Origin of the sequence: Microvirga ossetica (assembly GCF_002741015.1) — a bacterium.
Taxonomy (GTDB): Bacteria; Pseudomonadota; Alphaproteobacteria; order Rhizobiales; family Beijerinckiaceae; genus Microvirga; species Microvirga ossetica.
In genome coordinates this window covers 349,229-366,874 of the sequence record NZ_CP016620.1, presented here as the reverse complement: position 1 = coordinate 366,874, position 17,646 = coordinate 349,229, and the positions used below count along the sequence as shown (strand labels likewise).

12 protein-coding genes and 1 tRNA gene are annotated in these 17,646 nt (G+C 64.5%); 5 read left to right on the top strand and 8 right to left on the bottom strand.

All coding sequences use genetic code 11. From position 1 onward, the window contains the following. Window positions 1-42 precede the first annotated feature (42 nt). Window positions 43-2,046 carry a DEAD/DEAH box helicase gene (locus BB934_RS44735; RefSeq protein ID WP_099515954.1) on the bottom strand — a complete coding sequence of 668 codons (2,004 nt, stop codon included), beginning with the start codon at window positions 2,044-2,046 and terminating at the stop codon, window positions 43-45. Between the two features lie 88 nt (window positions 2,047-2,134). Here BB934_RS44735 and BB934_RS44730 point away from each other — a divergent pair. The 3 genes from BB934_RS44730 (at window position 2,135) to BB934_RS50380 (ending at window position 4,432) form a co-directional block, all read left to right on the top strand. Next, window positions 2,135-2,210: transfer RNA gene (locus BB934_RS44730), tRNA-Lys, on the top strand. 386 nt (window positions 2,211-2,596) lie between these two features. Continuing rightward, window positions 2,597-3,529: a phosphatidylglycerol lysyltransferase domain-containing protein gene (locus BB934_RS44725; protein ID WP_099515953.1), complete on the top strand. Its 933-nt coding sequence runs from the start codon at window positions 2,597-2,599 to the stop codon at window positions 3,527-3,529. Window positions 3,530-4,306: 777 nt separating this feature from the next. Next, window positions 4,307-4,432, top strand: a complete 126-nt coding sequence (locus BB934_RS50380; RefSeq protein WP_257792392.1) for a hypothetical protein — start codon at window positions 4,307-4,309, stop codon at window positions 4,430-4,432. A 51-nt stretch (window positions 4,433-4,483) separates the two neighbouring features. On the opposite strand, the gene BB934_RS44720 is transcribed toward BB934_RS50380, so the two are convergent. Next, the gene (locus BB934_RS44720) at window positions 4,484-5,404 is read right to left on the bottom strand and encodes a phosphatidylglycerol lysyltransferase domain-containing protein (RefSeq protein ID WP_099515952.1); all 921 of its coding nucleotides are present in this window, start codon (window positions 5,402-5,404) and stop codon (window positions 4,484-4,486) included. Window positions 5,405-5,924: 520 nt separating this feature from the next. Here BB934_RS44720 and BB934_RS44710 point away from each other — a divergent pair. Then, complete coding sequence (locus tag BB934_RS44710) at window positions 5,925-6,749, top strand: alpha/beta fold hydrolase (RefSeq protein WP_099515950.1); 825 nt, start codon at window positions 5,925-5,927, stop codon at window positions 6,747-6,749. Window positions 6,750-6,763: 14 nt separating this feature from the next. On the opposite strand, the gene BB934_RS51410 is transcribed toward BB934_RS44710, so the two are convergent. Then, window positions 6,764-6,913 carry a hypothetical protein gene (locus BB934_RS51410; protein ID WP_157934727.1) on the bottom strand — a complete coding sequence of 50 codons (150 nt, stop codon included), beginning with the start codon at window positions 6,911-6,913 and terminating at the stop codon, window positions 6,764-6,766. Between the two features lie 159 nt (window positions 6,914-7,072). Between BB934_RS51410 and BB934_RS51405 the strand changes: the two genes are divergently transcribed. Further along, the gene (locus BB934_RS51405) at window positions 7,073-7,390 is read left to right on the top strand and encodes an endonuclease domain-containing protein (RefSeq protein WP_099515949.1); all 318 of its coding nucleotides are present in this window, start codon (window positions 7,073-7,075) and stop codon (window positions 7,388-7,390) included. A gap of 80 nt (window positions 7,391-7,470) precedes the next feature. Here the strand turns inward: BB934_RS51405 and BB934_RS44700 are convergent, their stop codons facing one another. From BB934_RS44700 to BB934_RS44680, 5 genes are all read right to left on the bottom strand, one after another. Next, window positions 7,471-8,676, bottom strand: coding sequence for an alpha/beta hydrolase family protein (locus tag BB934_RS44700; RefSeq protein ID WP_099515948.1), 1,206 nt, complete (start codon window positions 8,674-8,676; stop codon window positions 7,471-7,473). 494 nt (window positions 8,677-9,170) lie between these two features. Continuing rightward, window positions 9,171-12,185 (bottom strand): CapA family protein, encoded by a 3,015-nt coding sequence (locus tag BB934_RS44695; RefSeq protein ID WP_099515947.1) that lies wholly within the window; start codon window positions 12,183-12,185, stop codon window positions 9,171-9,173. A 171-nt stretch (window positions 12,186-12,356) separates the two neighbouring features. Further along, the gene (locus BB934_RS44690; protein WP_157934725.1) at window positions 12,357-13,862 is read right to left on the bottom strand and encodes a tetratricopeptide repeat protein; all 1,506 of its coding nucleotides are present in this window, start codon (window positions 13,860-13,862) and stop codon (window positions 12,357-12,359) included. Between the two features lie 110 nt (window positions 13,863-13,972). Continuing rightward, window positions 13,973-15,340, bottom strand: a complete 1,368-nt coding sequence (locus BB934_RS44685) for an HlyD family type I secretion periplasmic adaptor subunit (protein WP_099515945.1) — start codon at window positions 15,338-15,340, stop codon at window positions 13,973-13,975. Next, a complete protein-coding gene (locus BB934_RS44680) occupies window positions 15,337-17,007 on the bottom strand; it encodes a type I secretion system permease/ATPase (RefSeq protein ID WP_162299289.1) in 1,671 nt (556 codons plus the stop codon). Before BB934_RS44680 ends, BB934_RS44685 begins: the two co-directional genes overlap by 4 nt. Between the last annotated feature and the right edge of the window lie 639 nt (window positions 17,008-17,646).

Below are 17,646 nucleotides of genomic sequence, written 5' to 3'. Positions count from 1 at the left end.
AGAATCTCACGCCAAAGTGCCCAGCGACAACCAAGGGGTCTATCAACCCTGCCGTGGCAACCTAATGCTCTGTTGGGGGAAGCTGCCCTTCGGGATGATCTTCGCCGACGTGGCCGAGGGATCAGACGCAGAGCCGGAGTGGGAGGACCGTTGGTCCCAGACCAAGCGGCGCCGTCGAGCCGCCGTCCAAGCGTAGCGAGGATCGCCTTCCAAGTGGTGGAGGTGATCACTGAGGCGGTTGCGCTCCAGCCAGGTCAAAGCTGCCTCGAGTTCAGGCAGGGTCATCTGACCTCGGCCCTTGTTGCCGAACACCCGCTTCAGCACCGCATTGTAGCGGTGGTAGAGCCCCTCACCAACATGCGGTATCTGCAGGCCGGCTTCGTCCTCCACTGCCTGAGCGGCAACGGCCTCACCGATGCGCGCCCGCAGCCGCCGTTCCGTCGCGGAAGGCGGCTCGATCAGATGTGCTTGGTCGGCCTTTCGTTCTCGGCGCGTCTCTTCGAACACCGGGCCGGGCTTCAGCGTTGCAAAGCGCAGACCCAGCGCATTACTCTCCAAGGGCGTAATTCCACGCCCCTCGCCCTCATCCCGGTGTGCCGCGAGATGCTCGGCGAGCCAAGATGGTGTCTCCGCCTCAGCATTGCGCCGACGCTGACGGGCCAGCATCCCCTGCTCAGCCTCGATGCTGCGGCGGAAGCGGACAAACAGCGGATCGTCCGGGTGGAAGACGAGGGCGCGCTGACTCTCGTAGGGACCCGCATGAGGATCCACTCGCGTGGCTCGGGCGATCATCTGTTCAAGCCAGGGGCGGCTGCGGATGTGGGTCAGGGCAGCCACCACCGCGACCTCCGGCGCATCCAGCCCTTCGTAGGCCATGGCCACCGTGACCAGGATCGCCGGCTCTGCTGTCAGCCGAAAGGCGGCCAGCGCCTCGGGTGCACCACGCTCATTCGAGATCGCCAATCGTACCTCCCTCTCGGCCTGCCGGGGTGGCATCCAGCTTCGCAGCATCTCACAGTAGCGCCGGGCACTACGCTGATCAGGCGCGACCACGAGCAGCTTGCCGAGACCCCGGACGACTTCATCGGCAGCCAGCCCCCGCTCGGCCCGCCGGCGTGATCTGAGATTGCGTGTGGCCCTAAAAGCCTCCTGGAGCAACTCCCGGGCAAATCCTGTCCGCAGAGCGGTGAACAGGGCAGGGCGGGTGGTCTCGGTCGGGTAGGGGCCTGACAGGCGATGGGGGCCCAGCCGGACGTCGTCCGTCGCGGTTCGTCCTGCTTGCAACCAACTGGCTTCACCATCGAGGGCACCAAAGGTGATGGGGAGCACCGCGCGCTCCGCTACCGCTTGAGTTCGTGAGTAGCCGGTGATCGCCCAGCTGGGAGCCTCCAGATCAACCTCCTGCGTGCCAGCGTCGGGTCCAGTGCGATAAGGCAGCCACAGGATGCGCCGGCCATCCGCACGCTCCAGGGTCCCCGAGAGAAGCAAGCGCAGAGCTGCAGATTCCAGAAGCGGCAGCAGCGCCCGGCTCCACGCTGAGGCATCTTCGTTCAGGGGAGGAGCTTGACCGGAACTTGCAGATGCGGCTGGCTCGTACTCGCTGAGAGTGGGCAGGTGATGCACCTCATCAACCACGAGCAGGGTGCGATGGCGGCGGAGTTCGGCAAGATGCAGGTCCGGTGCCGCCGCGATCGCCTGGTACGTGGTGATGTACCCAGCCAAGCCCCGGCTCGGGTCTGGTTCGTTGTCGGCTGCACGAACTGAGAGCGCATGGCCAAGCGCGGCTCGCCAGACCGGATCGGCAAAGGCCTCTTCGGCTTGGAGGCGGAGGCTGTCGCGGGGCACAACCCAGCAAATCCGCTCGACGTAGCCGGCCTCGAGCAGGCGAGCCGCAGCAATCACGGGGAGGAGGGACTTGCCGCCGCCAGGCGTCACGGCCGCCAGGATGTCGGTAACCCCTGTCGCTTCGCCGCGTGTCATTGCATCAACAAGGCCTGCAAGAGCCTGCTGATGCGCCCGCAGGGGCCTCAGAGGAGACGTGGACATATGGATCGGTCCGAAGGCAAATCACCAGCATCCAGCATGGGGCGTTTCCGGCGATCTGTGAATCCCTCCGCTAGTGCGGTACGCTCTTGGGATCTTTCAGCGGCCGGAAGACGCTCTGACTTTTAATCAGAGGGTCCTGGGTTCGAGTCCCAGCGCGCTCACCAAGCATTATCAGGCACTTAGATGCCGATCAGGTTTGGTCTTGCTTCCCAGAAAACCGGATTGGGAAGCGTATGGGAAGCAAGCTCGACTGAGTGAGCTAGTTCCTCTACTATCGCATCGGTTCAACCGCCACTGGAGCCGGATCGGCACGAACACAGGGGCTGGCGGAGGTGTTCGCCAGCGAGGCCGAGGCAGGACGAGCCCTTGAGACTATTGCTCAGACCAAACGGCAGTGGGGCTATCGGGATCTGTGATTTCGGAGAAGACCGGTCGTGAAACTCGGACGGCAGGGGAGCTCCGGCAGAATTACCTCAAATGCCGCCTAACAATGTATGAATGCGAAAGCTAAGCTGGCCAACCAAGGGAACCACTTGCCAGGAGCCCTCACATGCTGATTCCAGTCCGTACCGGTGAGTTGACCTCTCTCTCACCCATTGCGGTCGAGGACGCCGAGGCTTTCCGCGCCGCTGCGGAGCACGCAGGTGCGAGGGCGGCCTCCTATTACTTTCCCCGTCTGTACTTCTACGGACAGTCCGAGGCGCATGCGCTGCGCTGGGAGCGCCATGCCGGGGCGATCCTGACCTACCAGATCCGCCAGCGAAAGGTCGGCTCGCAGGTGAAGTCGCAGATGAACCTGTTCCTTCCGCCTTTTCCCTTCGATCCGGCGGCACTGCGGCATGCGGTGCAGTGGATGCGGGATTTCAACGGCGACCGCTCGGGCCGGATCATCTTCGTGGAAGAGGGGCAAGCACTGCGGATCGCGCGGGAAGGCTTCGCGATCTCCGTGAGAGGCGAGGAATTCATCTACGACCGTGACGCGGTCGTGGCGCTGCGAGGGGCGGCCTTCAAGGGATTGCGGCAGGAGCTCTCGCGCGCCCTCAGGGCGGGGGTGGTCGTCACGCGTCCCTATACGAGGGCCGATTATTCCACCTGCCTCGCTCTCACCAAGGCTTGGCGGGAGCGGCTTGCCGCCAGAGGCGTAAAGCCGGAGGGCTACACGAGCACGCTCGCCTGCCTGGCCGCAGCGGATCGCTTTCCACCCTCGCTCCTCCAGGGGCTGGTGGCCGAGGTCGACAGCACTGTGCGCGGCTTTGCCTTCGGAGGCCCGCTCACCTCCACCTTGGGAAGCCATTATCTCGGCATCGCCGACCCGGGCGTTCACGGGCTTGCCTATCTCCTCAGTCACCGCCTCATGGCCGGGTGGCCGGGCCTGACCCACTTCAACGACTCGGACGATGCCGGGCGCCCGGGGGTGCGCGCCATGAAGCAGCAGTTCAGACCCGTGGAGATGCACGCCGTCTTCAGTGCACGGGAGCACTGAGCCGCGGGACGTTTGCTCCGGCCGGGACCCATAATGCTTGATTGTCATCCAAGTTGCGCAAGCCTCTGAACGAACTGGAGGAGACAGGCATCGCAGACGACCTCTTCGGCCTCGATCTGCTTCATCTTGCGATCGAAGGTGGCCCAGTACATGCCCTTGGGCTTGGCGATAGGGTTGCCAATGCCGCAATCCGCTCCAAGGGCTCCGCTGCATTAACCTTGGTGGTTTAGAGGATGGCAGGTATCCGAGGAGCGACCGTGATGCCTCTACTCAAGCGCCGTCGCTTTCCTGTCGAAGTCATCCGGAACTGTCAGCGAGCACCTCGCCCATTGGCTGGCGTCGAGCGTCTATCCGCTGGCGGACGCCTATATCGACCTCTATAGCGGAGACCTCGTCGAGTCCGTCGCGCCGTTCACGATCTTGCTGAACCGGTGCGACAGATCCAAGGCGCTCGCCACGGCGTTCGGCATTCCGGTCGCAGCCGGAGGAGAGGGCTACACCGTCAACGCCGCCTCCAGACTCGGCGTGCCCAGCCTTCTGCCCGAGGTGAGCGAAAACGGCCTGTAGGGCAGCGACACTGTCGGGCACATGACGGCGGGCATCCTGCGAGTGATGCACCATCTCGGCAAGATCGAGGGGCCGGTCGAGTCTCCGCCGCAGTCCGAGCCGGACTTCGTCACCAAGTGAGTCCCGTCAGCCCCGTGCGGCGGCCTCTGGTATCCGGCGAAGGACCTGTCGGAGCTGGTCACCGGCGAGATTCTCGGAGAGATCAGGGACGTGTTCGGTGCGATCCTCGCCACGGTGACTTCGGACACGGACGGCTTCATCCTCTATCGCCTGTCGGGCCTCGCCGTGAACGAGGGCGAAGCCCTCCTCGGAGCCGGCACGCCCGTCGGCCGGTGACCGGCCGAGACCGTCCCGCCGCGCGAGCCCCTGCCGTGACGTCGAACGCCGTCACTGCTCCCGTGCCGAATACAGGCCGTGCATCCGTACCGGCCTGAACGTCCGCTTCATCTGGGCCAGCCCGGCCCGCCCGCTGTCCGAGAAGTCGTTGAAGTAGGCGACGTGGGGATGCTTCTTCATCAGATGGTAGCGTTGCAGATACGCGAGGCCCGGCAGGTCGTGGTCGGAGATGGTAATGAAGATGCTGCCGAATCTCTGATTGATCGTTCCCCCGAACGTGAAGGCCCGGACGGTGCCCTCCACCTCGATGACCTGGCCGCTCAGCACATCGCTCGAGAAGACTTCCGCGTTTGCCAGGCATTCTTGGCTGTACCGGTAATAGGGACCGACCTTCACACCGGCGTTGAGCAGGCCCTTGTACCATTTCTTCCTGAGCTTCATGCAGTCCTGCGCGTCCTCTTTCCGGAAATCCCGCACGACGACGCTCGCGGTGTTGGCGTAGTGCGAGATCTTCCTGCGGAGCGCCTCGTAGGAGCCGCCCCTCATCGCGAGAACGGCGGCGCAGTCGTAGATGTACTCGTCGCTGTGGAAGCGTATCTCGAGACCTTCGCGCGCGAGCGGCAGGGCGTCACTCTCCTGGATCCGGCTGATCCGGCCCACCCGGTTGTGGTTGAAGTCCCGCATGCGCTCGAGGGCCCGTCGCAACGGGAGACGAGCGAAGGGGAACGGCGGGAGAAGGAGGCCCAGCCTGAGCTTCTCGTCGCGCTCCTGCAGCCTGTAGAGGAGGATCGATCCTTCGATCTGCTCGAACAACAGGGCTTGGCGAGGTTCGCTCATTCCTAGGAAATAGAGATACGGGAAGAAATAGGACCAAGATACGGCTTTGTGCAGAGCGGCGGCATTCGAGAAATCCGCGTAGTGGCTCAGCTCGATCTTGTTCAGATCCGCCAATTCCTGTGGAATCGTGAGCATGCGCTGCTCTCCTCGGTTCGTGGCGAGACATTGCGCCGTCGCGATCGTCGACGGCACCGGAGGGCGGCCTGTCAGCCACGACCTGAAGCTACAAGAATCGTCGCTCCTTCGTGAGATGGCATCCGGTCTACTCCTTTGGATTGACCCATGCCTGCCTTTTCGGCGACGGCGGCAGGACACGAGCCCGCCTGCCGACACGACGCCATCATACGCAACCGGGAGGGCCCCGGACCGGTTCGCTCCGCGCCGCGCGACGGGGCGGCCATGGACAGGATCCGTCACGGGCTTATCATGAGGCGCGCCCGCGAGCCTTGGTTCGCGAGCGTGAGCGGCTAGCGGAGGCAGCGTCGAGCGTGGATCAGCAAGCGCAGAACCCGTCCGGATCCGGCCCGCCGGCGGCCTCATCCCGTCGGCCGGAGCCCCCGTCCGGCTCTCGACGGCCACGCCCGGCCGGCGAATGCTCCGTGCGGGGCATGGCCGCGCCCGGGCGTAATCCGCTGCGTCACGTTGTGAGACGACCATGATCCCCTCCGGCTCCGCAATGCTGCACGCGACCCTCGACGGCACCGCTTTCGAGGTCTACACCTACAAGCCCGACGGGGCGATCAACGGCATTCTGCTCGTCTACCACGGCACATCCCGTACAGCGGCCCATTACCGCGATCACGCGATCGACCTTGCGGATGTCGCGGGCTTCGTGGTGGCCGCGCCCCTGTTCGACAAGGAGCGGTTTGCCGTTCATGATTATCACTATGGCGGATTGCTGGACGATTCCGGCGACCTCAAGCCCGCCCGCCGATGGACCACCCGCTTCGTGAAACTCCTGGCCGACTGGATGCGGGCCGAGGAAGCGAACACCGCCCTGCCGTACTGGTGCTGGGGCCATTCGGCTGGTGGACAGTTTCTGTCGCGCGCTGCAGCGTTCGAGCCCCATGGCGCGGAGCGTATCGTGGTGGCGAACGCATCCACCTACGTACTGCCGCTGCTCGGCCGCTATCCTGAGGGCGAGGCCGTGCCGTACGGCATGGGAGGAGTCTACATCGCCGCCAAGGAGCATGAGAAGCTGAGAGCCTACTTGGGGGCGCCGGTGACGATCTATCTCGGCACCGAGGACGATGACCCAGAGGATCCCCAGTTGACCATGACCGTGGAGGCCCAGCGCCAAGGGGCGCACCGCAAGAATCGCGGCAAGCGGACCTTTGCCCTCGGCCGGCGCCAGGCCTCCCGCCTGGGCTGCCGGTTCGGCTGGGAGTTGGTCTATGCCCCCGAGACCGGGCATTCGACTTTCGAGATGATCCGTTCCATGTCGGTGATCCGGGCCCTCGAAGGCGGCGGATCGATGTGATCCGACGTCGAGGATCACCGCTTCCGGCACGTCGCGTCGTCTTTGGCGAAGGTGGTGTCGGCGGCGTCGACGAGGATGACGCGCACGTTGCCGGTCGCGAGCGAGGCGTGAGTCGAACCGGAGAGCAAAGCTTCTTTGTATTTCGGGTCGACCAGACGGGCCATTTCGATTGGTCCAGGCGTTGCGATCGATGGGAGACGAAACGCAACAGGAGGCAGGCTTCGCCTGACAGTCATCCGGTGAGTTGCCGCTCGTGCGACCCCACGTCCGTGGAAGCCTATCCGCAGACTGATGGCGAATGCGAACGCAGGTGCCTTGCACGTATGTGTCATAAGCTGCGGGTTTGCAGCCTTGCCTCCGAGGAAAACCCAGCTCTTTTTGACGCGCAGCGCGGATGCTGCGCGATGCTTGCTCCCCCCGAAAATGCGGTGCGCCGTGGCAAGAAAAGGGACCTCGCGGTCAATCACTGCCATGGCACCGGTCAGGTGCGCGCCCTGCTCTGCACATCGCGCCATCAGGACATCGGCTGTTGTAGGGAAGATCCCGAACTGCTTACGAAGGCGATCGGGGGTGTCGAGGGCGCAGGCCACGAGAAAGCCCCCGGAGGAATTCTCCCGAGGGCTCGTGGCGCTTTTGGCTAACGCGGGCCGAGAACGGACCGCCGAGGTGAACGCAGCCCTAGGTGGCGCTCGCCGTCAGCGAATCAACACATCCGCTGGGTTCAGAGAATGAAGTCGTTGGCCGTGAAGGCGTGGTGGCCTTTCACCTCAAGCCGGAACTCGTAGCCGGTGTCCCGATCGACATTGCCGTAGATGTGAGTCTCGTCGAGCTCCGCGTCGTAGCGCACGCGCAACTCCATGCCGCCCGTGGTGAACGCGCTCGAGGGCACTAGTCCGAGAAACTTGAAGGCCTGGTCGCCGCTGAGGGCGGTGGAGGCGTCGATGCCCGAGAAGTCGAACCTGTCGCCGTCGACGTAATTGGTGATGGTGGCGGCGCCGTTGGCCGCCTTGGCAGTGTCGAAGTCGAAGATCTTGCCGGCCGGGACTGGTGGCGGGATAGGAGTGGGGGTCGGCGTCGGAGTCGGCGTGGGGATCGGCGTGTCCGTGTCGATCGCATCGAGCAGCGCCGGGGAGCGCAGCATCCCGCCGGCCGTGTGGCCGACGCCGTCGGCGATGACGAGTTCCCAGTTGAAGTCCCAGCCCTTGGCCTCGGCCATCTTCTTGGCCGCTTCGTACGTGTTGAGGCCGCGCTCCAGGCGGGTCGCACCCTGGCGCATGGCCGCCGAGCCTGTCGCGAGGTTTTCCCCGCTCGAATCGTTGTCCTCTGAGCCGAGATAGATCGTGATCGGATCGGCGAGGTAGTCCTTCAGCAGGGCTTCCGATTCCTGCGACGAGAAGTATCCGCCGCCGAAGCCGTAGGTGGCCTTCTCGGTCAGGCTCGGCAACACGTGGGTGGAGGGATTGGCGATGATCATCTTGTCGAAGGTGCTGTCGTCGCCATAGGCCGCAAGGCGGCTCAGGAACTGACCGCCGGCCGAGTGGCCGAACAGGACGGTCTCGTCGCTGGCATCGGTCCCGACGCGGGCGTTCGCCCAATCGGCAATGTCGTTCACGATGGAAATGGTCCACTCGTCCCGGTCGGCGATGAATTTGCCGCCGTCGATGATGCCGCCCTGCTGATACAGGTCGCTGTCGCCAAACCGTGCTTCGTCGAACAACGGGGCCACGACATAATAGCCCTTCTCATCCGCAATCTTCATCGCGGCATCGCGGGCGCTGCTTGCACCACGGCTGTCACCGTGAAAATTGAGCAGGACTCCCTTGATCTCACCGGCCGGTCGATAAGTGTAGACCTGCAGCGTCGTCCCGCCGAAGTCGACAGAAAGGGTCTGCTTGCCCGGCGGGGCAGAAGTTACATTGAGCGCCATGATTGATTGTCCCCAAGTATCACCGAGCCCCTTTTCCTGGGGCTTTTGTGCGGTGCTAGAATGATATTGAATAAACCCTATTAGGATAGGCGATTAGATGATGTGAAGTGGAAAGAGGTACTAAAATCAGCAGATCAAACATCTCTGCAGTACTTCAGTCAACAAGACTATAGCCTCGTCGACTGGCGTAAGCTTCTCACTGCTGAATGAGGCGAAATCGTGGCAGTGGAAAATTTTTAGGTACCACCAAATGATTAGTGCGCCACCGCCGGGAGAAGTTGCGGTAACGTGGAGACCCTAAGCCCGAACGGATCACAGCGTCCTGTGCCCGTCCAAGCGCCGCTCACCCCGATGGCACAGGCTCGCATGCGCCGCAAGCGGGCGGTGCCGTGGCCCAGTGGAACGGCGGCGAGATGTTTTCAAAGCCCAGCGGCAGGGTCCTCTTGCCGCGACGCCCGCCGCTGCAGCGACGCGGGGGTTGATACGGGCGATGGTCATCGCACCGCGTCGACAGGAATCTCCAGGTAGGACCCGCGGGGATCCTCATGGAGTCCCGCCTTGCCGGTCGGCCCGTCGAGGTTGCGGGTGAGAACCGCCAGGGCATCCGGGAATTCCGCCGCGCTCACCCTCCGGCTTTGGAATTTTGTCACCGCGTTGTCCGTGAGCAGCGGGTACAGCCGCAGGGATAGTGTCTCCCGATCGTCCACGCACCGGAAACACACGGCAGCCGCGAGGCTGTAGGGCGTCGCTTGGAGCTTTGTGTAGCGCCCTGGCGAATTCCACACGAAATTGCCGAGGCCATAGACGACAAGGCGGCCGGCAACCTGCTCCACTCCCTGCAGGACGTGAGCGCCGTGGCCCACAATCAGATCCGCGCCGGCAGACATGAGCTGTCGGGCGTATTCGCGCTGGCTCTGCTGGACATCGAGATAATCCGTTCCCCAATGCGGATAGATGATGAAAAATGGCGACGGGACGGCTACGCGCAAGGCTTTGATCTGAGCTGCGATGATCTCCGGCAGGATCGGATTGACTCCGGGCCGATCCGGCCCGGCATACCACCTGTACTGCCGCTCGTACTTGCTGCGATGCTCGAAGCAGCCGAAGACCACAATCGTTCTCTCGGACGCTCCGATCCTGACCGTCTTCATGAAGGGCTGGCTTGCAGCCGCCTGATCCATGTCCGCACCGAACGATGCAATCCCGGCTTCGTGCAGCTTTTGGATCGTGCTCCTGAGCCCCTGTTCGCCGCCGTCGAGCGAATGGTTGTTGGCAAGCGACACGGCATCAAAACGGGCTTTGACGAGGGCCCGGACGGTTTCGTCGGGATCCGACCAGCCGAGATATTTCTTATAGCCCTGGAGGATCGGGTCCGGCGCAGGGGCAAGCGGAACTTCGAGGTTTCCGATCCTCAAGTCTGCGGCAGCGAGAAGTTCCGACACGCGACGCAGCGAAGATCCGTATCCGCCCGTTGCGTAGAGCTGCTTCAGTTCCAACGCGCGGGGGTGGCCGAAATAGGGCTCGCCGAAGCCGATATCTCCGACCAAGAGAGCGGTGAACTCGGCCGTGTCGGACCTCCCGCGCATGTCGGTTGGCGCGGAAGTGCGCGCGACTGGAAAGGTCTGCGGCCGTGCCGTTTCTCTGACGTCTGCCTTGCCATGTCTCGCCAGGGCAGGCTTGAGAGCGTTACGGACGCGGTCGACAAGCTGCGGATCGTCCGCCGTGATCAGGTTCCCTCCCGAAACGCGATCGAGGATCCCGCGAGCCGCCTCGCTCCGGGCTGATGCCTCACCGGCCGGAACGATTGCCAGGTCCACGTGATCCAGGCCCAACCCGAACCTCACGATGTCGTGCGGCGGCACCACGACGACAGCCGCCTCGAGATCGCCGTCCATCGTGATCGCGCCAATCTGCTCCAGGTGACTGGCGCAGGGGACATGCGAGCCCCGGATTCCGCCTGGTCCCGGCGCGACTATTCCCACATGGCGACCCTTCCTCGCCGCTAGCGCAACGATGGCGCGTTGGACGCTTTTCTCGTCGCAATCGCCGGAGATCGCCACGACCCGCACGCGACTGGGAGCGCCATCCGGGAAGAGCCGCTCGAGAACGGCGGCCGCCATGTCGCGCGGTGTGCCCTCCGACACCACCATGTGGACGCTCAGGCCCGGACGGGAATTCACCTCGCAGATCGCACCTCCCACCTCCCCATGCGGACGCGAGATGTCTTTCGTAATGTAATCCACGCCACACACGTCGATGCCGAGAATGGATGCCGCGCGCTCGGCGATCTCGCGAACCGACGGATGAACGGAGTCGGTCACGTCGACCGTGTCGCCGCCCTGGGAGATGTTTGACACCCGGCGCAGGAACGCCACACGTCCGGGCTCGAGAACCGTGTCGAGCGAAACGCCCTGCTCGCTGAGGCATGTTTGCGCCTCCCGGTCGGCCATCAGAGGATAGAGATTAGTGTGCGCGCCGAACTGTCTTTCAGGGTTCCTGTTCTCCCGCTCGATCAGCTGGCGAATCGTGCTCCGGCCATCGCCTTTCACGTGGGCGGGACGCCGCATCGCCGCGGCCCGAAACTGCCCGTCGATCACCAGGATGCGGTATTCGTCGCCGGGGATGAGGGACTCGACCACGACGCGGCGCGACACGGCCTGGGCGCTCTTGAAAGCGCTGCCCATCTGAGCGTCGTCGGCCACGCCGACCGTGACCCCCTTGCCCTTCTTGCCTTCCGCGGGCTTGACCACCACTGGAAAGCCGATCCACCGCGCCGCCACGAGAGCCTCGTTCAGGGTCCGCGCGGTTCTCTGGATCGCCATCGGCAGCCCCACGGCCGCCAGCATCGGGTTGGTGATCTGCTTTCTCTTGGCGAGTTTCGATGCCATCGAGGAGGAATACGACGATTCAGAGGCCGACATCACCGTCTTGTAGCGGCCGTGCCCCAGCTGGATGAAGGTGCAGTTCGGAAGGCTCATCCAGGGAATGCCCCTCCGCCGGGCGCGCTTGGCGATGTCCAAGGTCTCGGCCTCGGGGATGGTGCCGGCCGTGCTTTTCACGTACGCCGCGAACTCTTTTTCGAACGCCCTGCGGACGCGGCCAGCATCCGAGCTCGCAAGTTCGGCGAGCAGCCGGACGGCGATCTCTCCGGCCTGGAGACCCGCATCGGTATTCTCGATCTCGAAGATCGCATGGCTCTCGCACGCGGCGATTCCGGCTGCCGTGGCAGAGAAGCTCACCGGGATGTTCACCGCTCGCTGGATCAGCAGCGCGAGGGCTTCGACCACGAGGGCGGCGCGAACGGGATCTTGCCCATCGTGCAGGATCTTCCAGGCCTGGAAGTCCAGCGTCTCCTCCCGCTGAACGGGAATGGCCTTCAGGATCAATCGAGAGGCGGACAGTGATACTCGGAGCTGCGCTTCATGGTCGAGGAGCGCGAGCTGTAGGACCGGCTGGTTGCTGAAGAGGTTTCCTGCTGCAAGCACGCGCATGCTGGCTGTTTTCATCATGCGCTATCCGATCCAGACCCGCTGTGGAGAGAAGACTACAACGAGATTCGGCCGGGCGGAACGCAAGCGGCAATACCCAAAGGAAGTATCCTGCGAGCGAATAAGTCGTCACCGCTCCCCAGGATGAGGTAATCGCCGTCGGCGCGGCAGGCGACCCACGGGCCGCGCAAGCTACGCCTGAATCCATCCCGCCTTCGTCCGTTTGTCAAGAACCTTCGCGGGAAGCTCCTGCGCGACCGCAGCAAGCCCGTGGCGTCTCCCGAGCCGGCCCGCGCTGATCCATTCCCGGTCCGGGTACAGCTTGGCGTGCTCGCGCACGAGCAGCGGGACAATGCCGTCCAGGTGGTCGTGTGCGGCACGCACGCAAGCGGCCCACGACGTGCCAAGAGGGCTGCCCACCGCGTAGCCGACGACGTCGCCGTCCATCACCACGGCTACGTGCTTCACCCCCAGGGCTTCAAGCAGAGGCAGGTTCTCCAAGATCCAGGCCGTGCGCGCCCGCTGTGACGCCGGCGGTCTCTCGCCCGTAGGCGCGGCATGCCGCCGCTCCTCGCAAGCAACCACGCGCGCCAAGTTCCCGGGGCCGACCGGCTCCACCTGCGCGCCGGCCTCTTGCAGCGTTCGGATGCTCCGCCGACACGCCTGAAGGGACGCCCCGGGCATTCTCGCCAGATTCTCCCGGCGCCATGCCACCTCGCGGTGGCTCATGACGAGGGCCGCGCCGTTCGTCCATACGCTCTCCGGCCGCGCGGGCACGTATCCGAGCAGGTCGCTCGGACGCAACGCCTTCGCCTCCCGCGTGAGAAGCCCCGCGTAGTCCTCCAGGCTCGGCACCAGGGGCAGCAGCTTGGTCCGCCGTCCCAGGCGCAGGAGAATGCAGTCGCTCTTGACCTCCTCCGACGCTCCGGCGGCGAAGTCCTGCGCCAGCGCCAAAACGCTCATGCCGAAGGCGGGTCTGCCCAGGGCCTCGAGATGCCCGCCCCACTCGGCGGCGCGCAGAAAGGTCTCCCGCCCAAGCCATCCGCTCTCCATGGGCGCGAGGCCTGATGCGGTCGACCGGGGCAGCCTCTCGAGCCGCCGCTGGGCGACGGCATGGCCCGGCCGGTCGGCCAGGATGTCGCGATAGACCTGCTCCGCCTCGCGGAAGCGCGACAGCCGGCGCAGCTGCGCGGCGGCGTGGAGTTTCAGGTCGGCCCGGGCCGGGTCGGCCGCCGCGGCAGCCTGATAGTAGCGCAACGCCTGCCTGGGCCTGCCGCGCAGTTGCTCGATCTGCCCGAGGCCCGCGAGCGCACGCACGAGATTCGGGTGCCCCTCCATAAGGCCGCGATAGAGATCCTCCGCCTCATCGAGACGCGACAGCGTCCGCAGCTCCACCGCCATCTCGAGCTGCGGGCGAGTGCGGACCGGATTGACGCCCCGCGCTGTCGCGAAATAGTCCAGGGCGGTGACCGCGTCACCGCGCTGCCGAGCCAGGTAGCCCAGGCTCATCAGGGTCCGGTAATCGGCGGGCTGCTTCTCCAGGATGAACCTGTAGACGACCTCTGCAGCCTTGCGCAGCGCAGCCGCCGCCTCGTTGGGGGCCCCGTCCCGCGTCGGGGCATCGCCATGCTCCAGGAGCTCCCGTTCCTCGGAAGCTGCAGGGAAGAACGGCCCCATCTCAACGGGATGCATGACCATGGCGCACTCCGACCGGTTCGTCATGGGGCGCGGAGCCCGGGAGGGGCCGGGCTCCGGCCGGAACCTGGGCCGCTCGATGTCGAGGCTCCCGCCGAACGAGCGGCCCGGGTTTATCCTTCTCTGAAGGCACGGCGCATCACCTGGGACAGCGGCGCGGAAATGTACTGCCAGAAGGTTCGCGCCCCGGTGCGGACCATCACGTCGGCACTCATGCCAGGCTGGATCACCACCTGCTGGGCATCCTTCGTGTCGGTGTCGAGTTCGACGCGGGCCAGATAATAGGGCTGGCCGCTCTTCGCATCCACGAGCCGATCGGCAGACACCGTCTGCAGGCGCCCCTCGATCGAGGCCTGGTGTCTCCGGTTGAGGGCCCAGAGCCAGATCGTCGCGCGATACCCTGCCTTCACTTCGTCGATGTCCTGCGGGTCGATGGAAGCCCAGACCACCAGCTTGTCGTTGCTTGGAACGATGTCGAGCAACGCCTGTCCGGCGCCGATCACGCCTCCGATCGTATGGACCTTCAGGCCGACGACGATGCCGTCGATCGGTGAGCGGATTTCCGTGCGCTGCAGGACATCCCGCGCCGCCGCGAGCTTCTGGCCGGCCTCGTAGGCCTGCGCCCTCACGCGCTCGAGGCTTTCCACCACCTCCTTGGACACGGCTGCGTCGAGTTCGGCGATCTTGAGCCGGGCCTCGCTCATGCGCTGTCGCGCGACACCAATGGACGCGGTGTAGTTGCCCAGCCGGCCTTCGATCTCGGCCTTGCTGCGCTGGAGGGCCAGCACGCGCGGCTTGTTGGTCAGGCCCTGGGACAGGAGCTTGTTCGCATCGCGAAGCTCCTCATCGATCAGGGCCAATTGCTTGCGCGAGGAATCGACCTGTCCTTCCAGTCCGCCCACCTCGATGCCAAGCGCATCGATGGTCTGCGCGATGATGGTGCGCCGCTCTCCGGTGAGCCTGCGCCGGCTTGCGAAAACAGTCTGCTGCCCCGAGATCGCCTCTTGGACGACCTTGCTGTCGGCCGCCGACGACAGCTCCTCCGGCACGCGGATCTCGGCAGCGTTGTCGCGTTCCGCGATGAGCCGCGCCTCGGTTGCACGCGCCTGGTAATATTCGGCCTCCACCTGGTTCATCGTCGCGGCCGTGATCTGCCGCCGCAGCTTGATGAGAACATCTTCGCTTTTGACCGGCTGCCCTTCCTTGACGAGGATCCCGTCGATGATTCCGCCCTCGAGGTGCTGAATGGTCTTCACGCTCGTATCGACGGCCACGACGCCGGAGGCTCTCACCGCACTCTCGAGCGGCGCGAGAACGGCCCATGTGGAGAAGGCTCCCAGGAAGACGGCGATCATCACGAAGCCCAGGAGAATGAGCTTCACGCTAAACGGCGAGGACGACCACAGGACATTCTTGGCTCCACCCAAAGGACTAGATGACAGCAACGGGTGGTTTCCCTGAGCGTGCGCACTGACACTCATTTGACCCTCCTCATTTCAGATATGTTCTCTCCACGAACGTCGGACGCGACCGTAAGCTCCGGAGTCCCGCCGCCCAGGATCAGGAACTTGTCGGCGATCGTGTTCCAGCGGGACGATTTCGTGGCCTGCGTGATGATGATCGAAGCCCCGGCCGCCCTCAGATTTGAGACGGCCGCCTCCAGGGCCTTTCGGGAGCGCCTGTCGAGATTTGCCGCCGGCTCGTCGAGTACCAGAAGGCGCGGTCGCCTGTAGACGGCGCGGGCCAGGGCGATCCGTTTCTGCTCGCTGCCCGACAGGGCCGTCAACTCGTCTCCGATGAGCGTGTCGTAGCCGTCCGGAAGACGCACCAGGACGTCGTGGATCGCCGCCAGCTTGGCCGCGGCCACAACGTCGTCGAAATTTGCATCGCCCATGCACGCGATGTTCTCGCGAACGGTCCCACGGAAAAGCTCGGTCTGCTGCGGCAGGTAGCCGATCAGTTGCGCCTGCCGGTCGGGCGGGATCCGCCGGATCTCGACGTCGCCGAGACGAGCTTGCCCATGGCGCGGCTCGAGCAGCCCCACGGCGAGCCGAGACAGAGTCGTCTTTCCGCTGCCGGCGGAGCCGGTTATCACCAGAATCTCACCAGCCGCTAGGGTCAGGCTCAGCTTTCTGATCGTGTCGCTCGCCTGGCCCGGATAGCGGAAGCTCACCTGATCCAGCATGAGCTCCGCCTTGTCGGTGGCGCTGTGGACGGAGATACTGCGGCCCGGCTCATTCGCCAGCTGGGCCTTGATGGACCTGTACGCGGCCACGCCGTCCTTGAGGCTTCGCCAGCTGCCTGTGGCCCGCTCCGCGAGCCTGTAGCCTAAGCCGCCCATCATCCGCGCGGCGAACACCCCTCCGAGCGTCAGGACTCCGTGGAGGAACAACCAAATGCCGACGCCGATCATGATGATCCTGAGGCAATCGCCCAGGCCTCTCGACATCAACCGGTAGACGGTTGAGCGCGCCTCCGCCCGCTCGCGTTCGTCGAGGTGCGCAGCGGTCGTCTGGCGCCACCGGCTGGCCAGATTCGACGCCATGCTGAGGGCTCCGACCGTTTCGTACTTCCGCTCCGCGTTCAGCACGATCTCGCCCGCGTCCGCGGCGGCTTTCCGGGATGCGTGCCGCGACTCCCGCGTGGCGGCCTCCTGGAAGGCTCCCAGCCCGATCATAATGACGACGGCACCGAAAGCCACCAGGCCGAGCAGGGGCTCGATCAGGTACACGCCCAGCAGGAAAACAGGCGCCCAGACCACGTCGATCCAGTGAACCGCCGACTTGGCGATGAACGAGCGGAGCCGCGAGAGCTCATCGAGCGAGGCTTGCACCGACGGCGATTGGCCGATCGACCTTTCATTAAGGCCCCGGTAGACGATGACATGGCCAAGCTGCTCTTCGATCCACTTGCCCCATTGCCCGAGCAGACGCTTCCGCACGGCATCCAGCGCGATGCCGGCCACGATCGCCAGAAGAGCGATGATCGTCAGCAGGATCAGCGTCTCGACGCTTCGGCTCGCCGGAATGCGGTCGAAGATGTGCAGGATGTACAACGGGGCGATGAATCTCAGCACATTCACGATGATGCTGAAGACCAGGATCGACAGAATTCCCCCGAAGGACGCGCGCCAAGCCAAGCGGACCACCTGACTTCCTTCACTAGCATTTCTCTTCCTCAGTCTGGGCATTCGATCTCTGCATTTCCGAGCAGCGGCGCATTTTCGGGCAGGGGCTTGCGCGACGACTCAACTCTTGTTCGCTTCGTTCAAAAACCTCGAGTCCATTCCCTCCCGGACTGGCCCGGCCGGCGGAGACGGCAGTCCCTCAAGTATCTCCCCTGTACAGAGGATGCAGGGCAGCCTGGATGGGCATCCATCATCCTACTCTGGCCTCTCCGGGAGAAGAAATACGAATACTACAGTCGAGCTGAAGAATAGAAAACGACGACGCTGGGTTCTGACCTGATCCTCCATGACGTCGATTAGTAAGTCCTCGCACGATCAATGCGCGTGAGGAATGTGAGTAATCCATTCGGGTGCTGCCTCGCGCCACGCCGGCGCGACAGCTTGATCGCGCCGATCGACCAGCGCCGGATCCGGACGTCGAGTCATTGGCACTGTCCACGGCAGATCCTCGCAAGCTCTTCGGGCCGGACCGGAAGACGTCGCCTGGGCTCACCGCGACGCGTTCCTTGTCATGAATGTGGGAGATCATCCGTGCACTTCTTCGCGCTTGATGCCTGGACCTTGACATCACGGATGCCGATGGTGGGCGATATCACTATG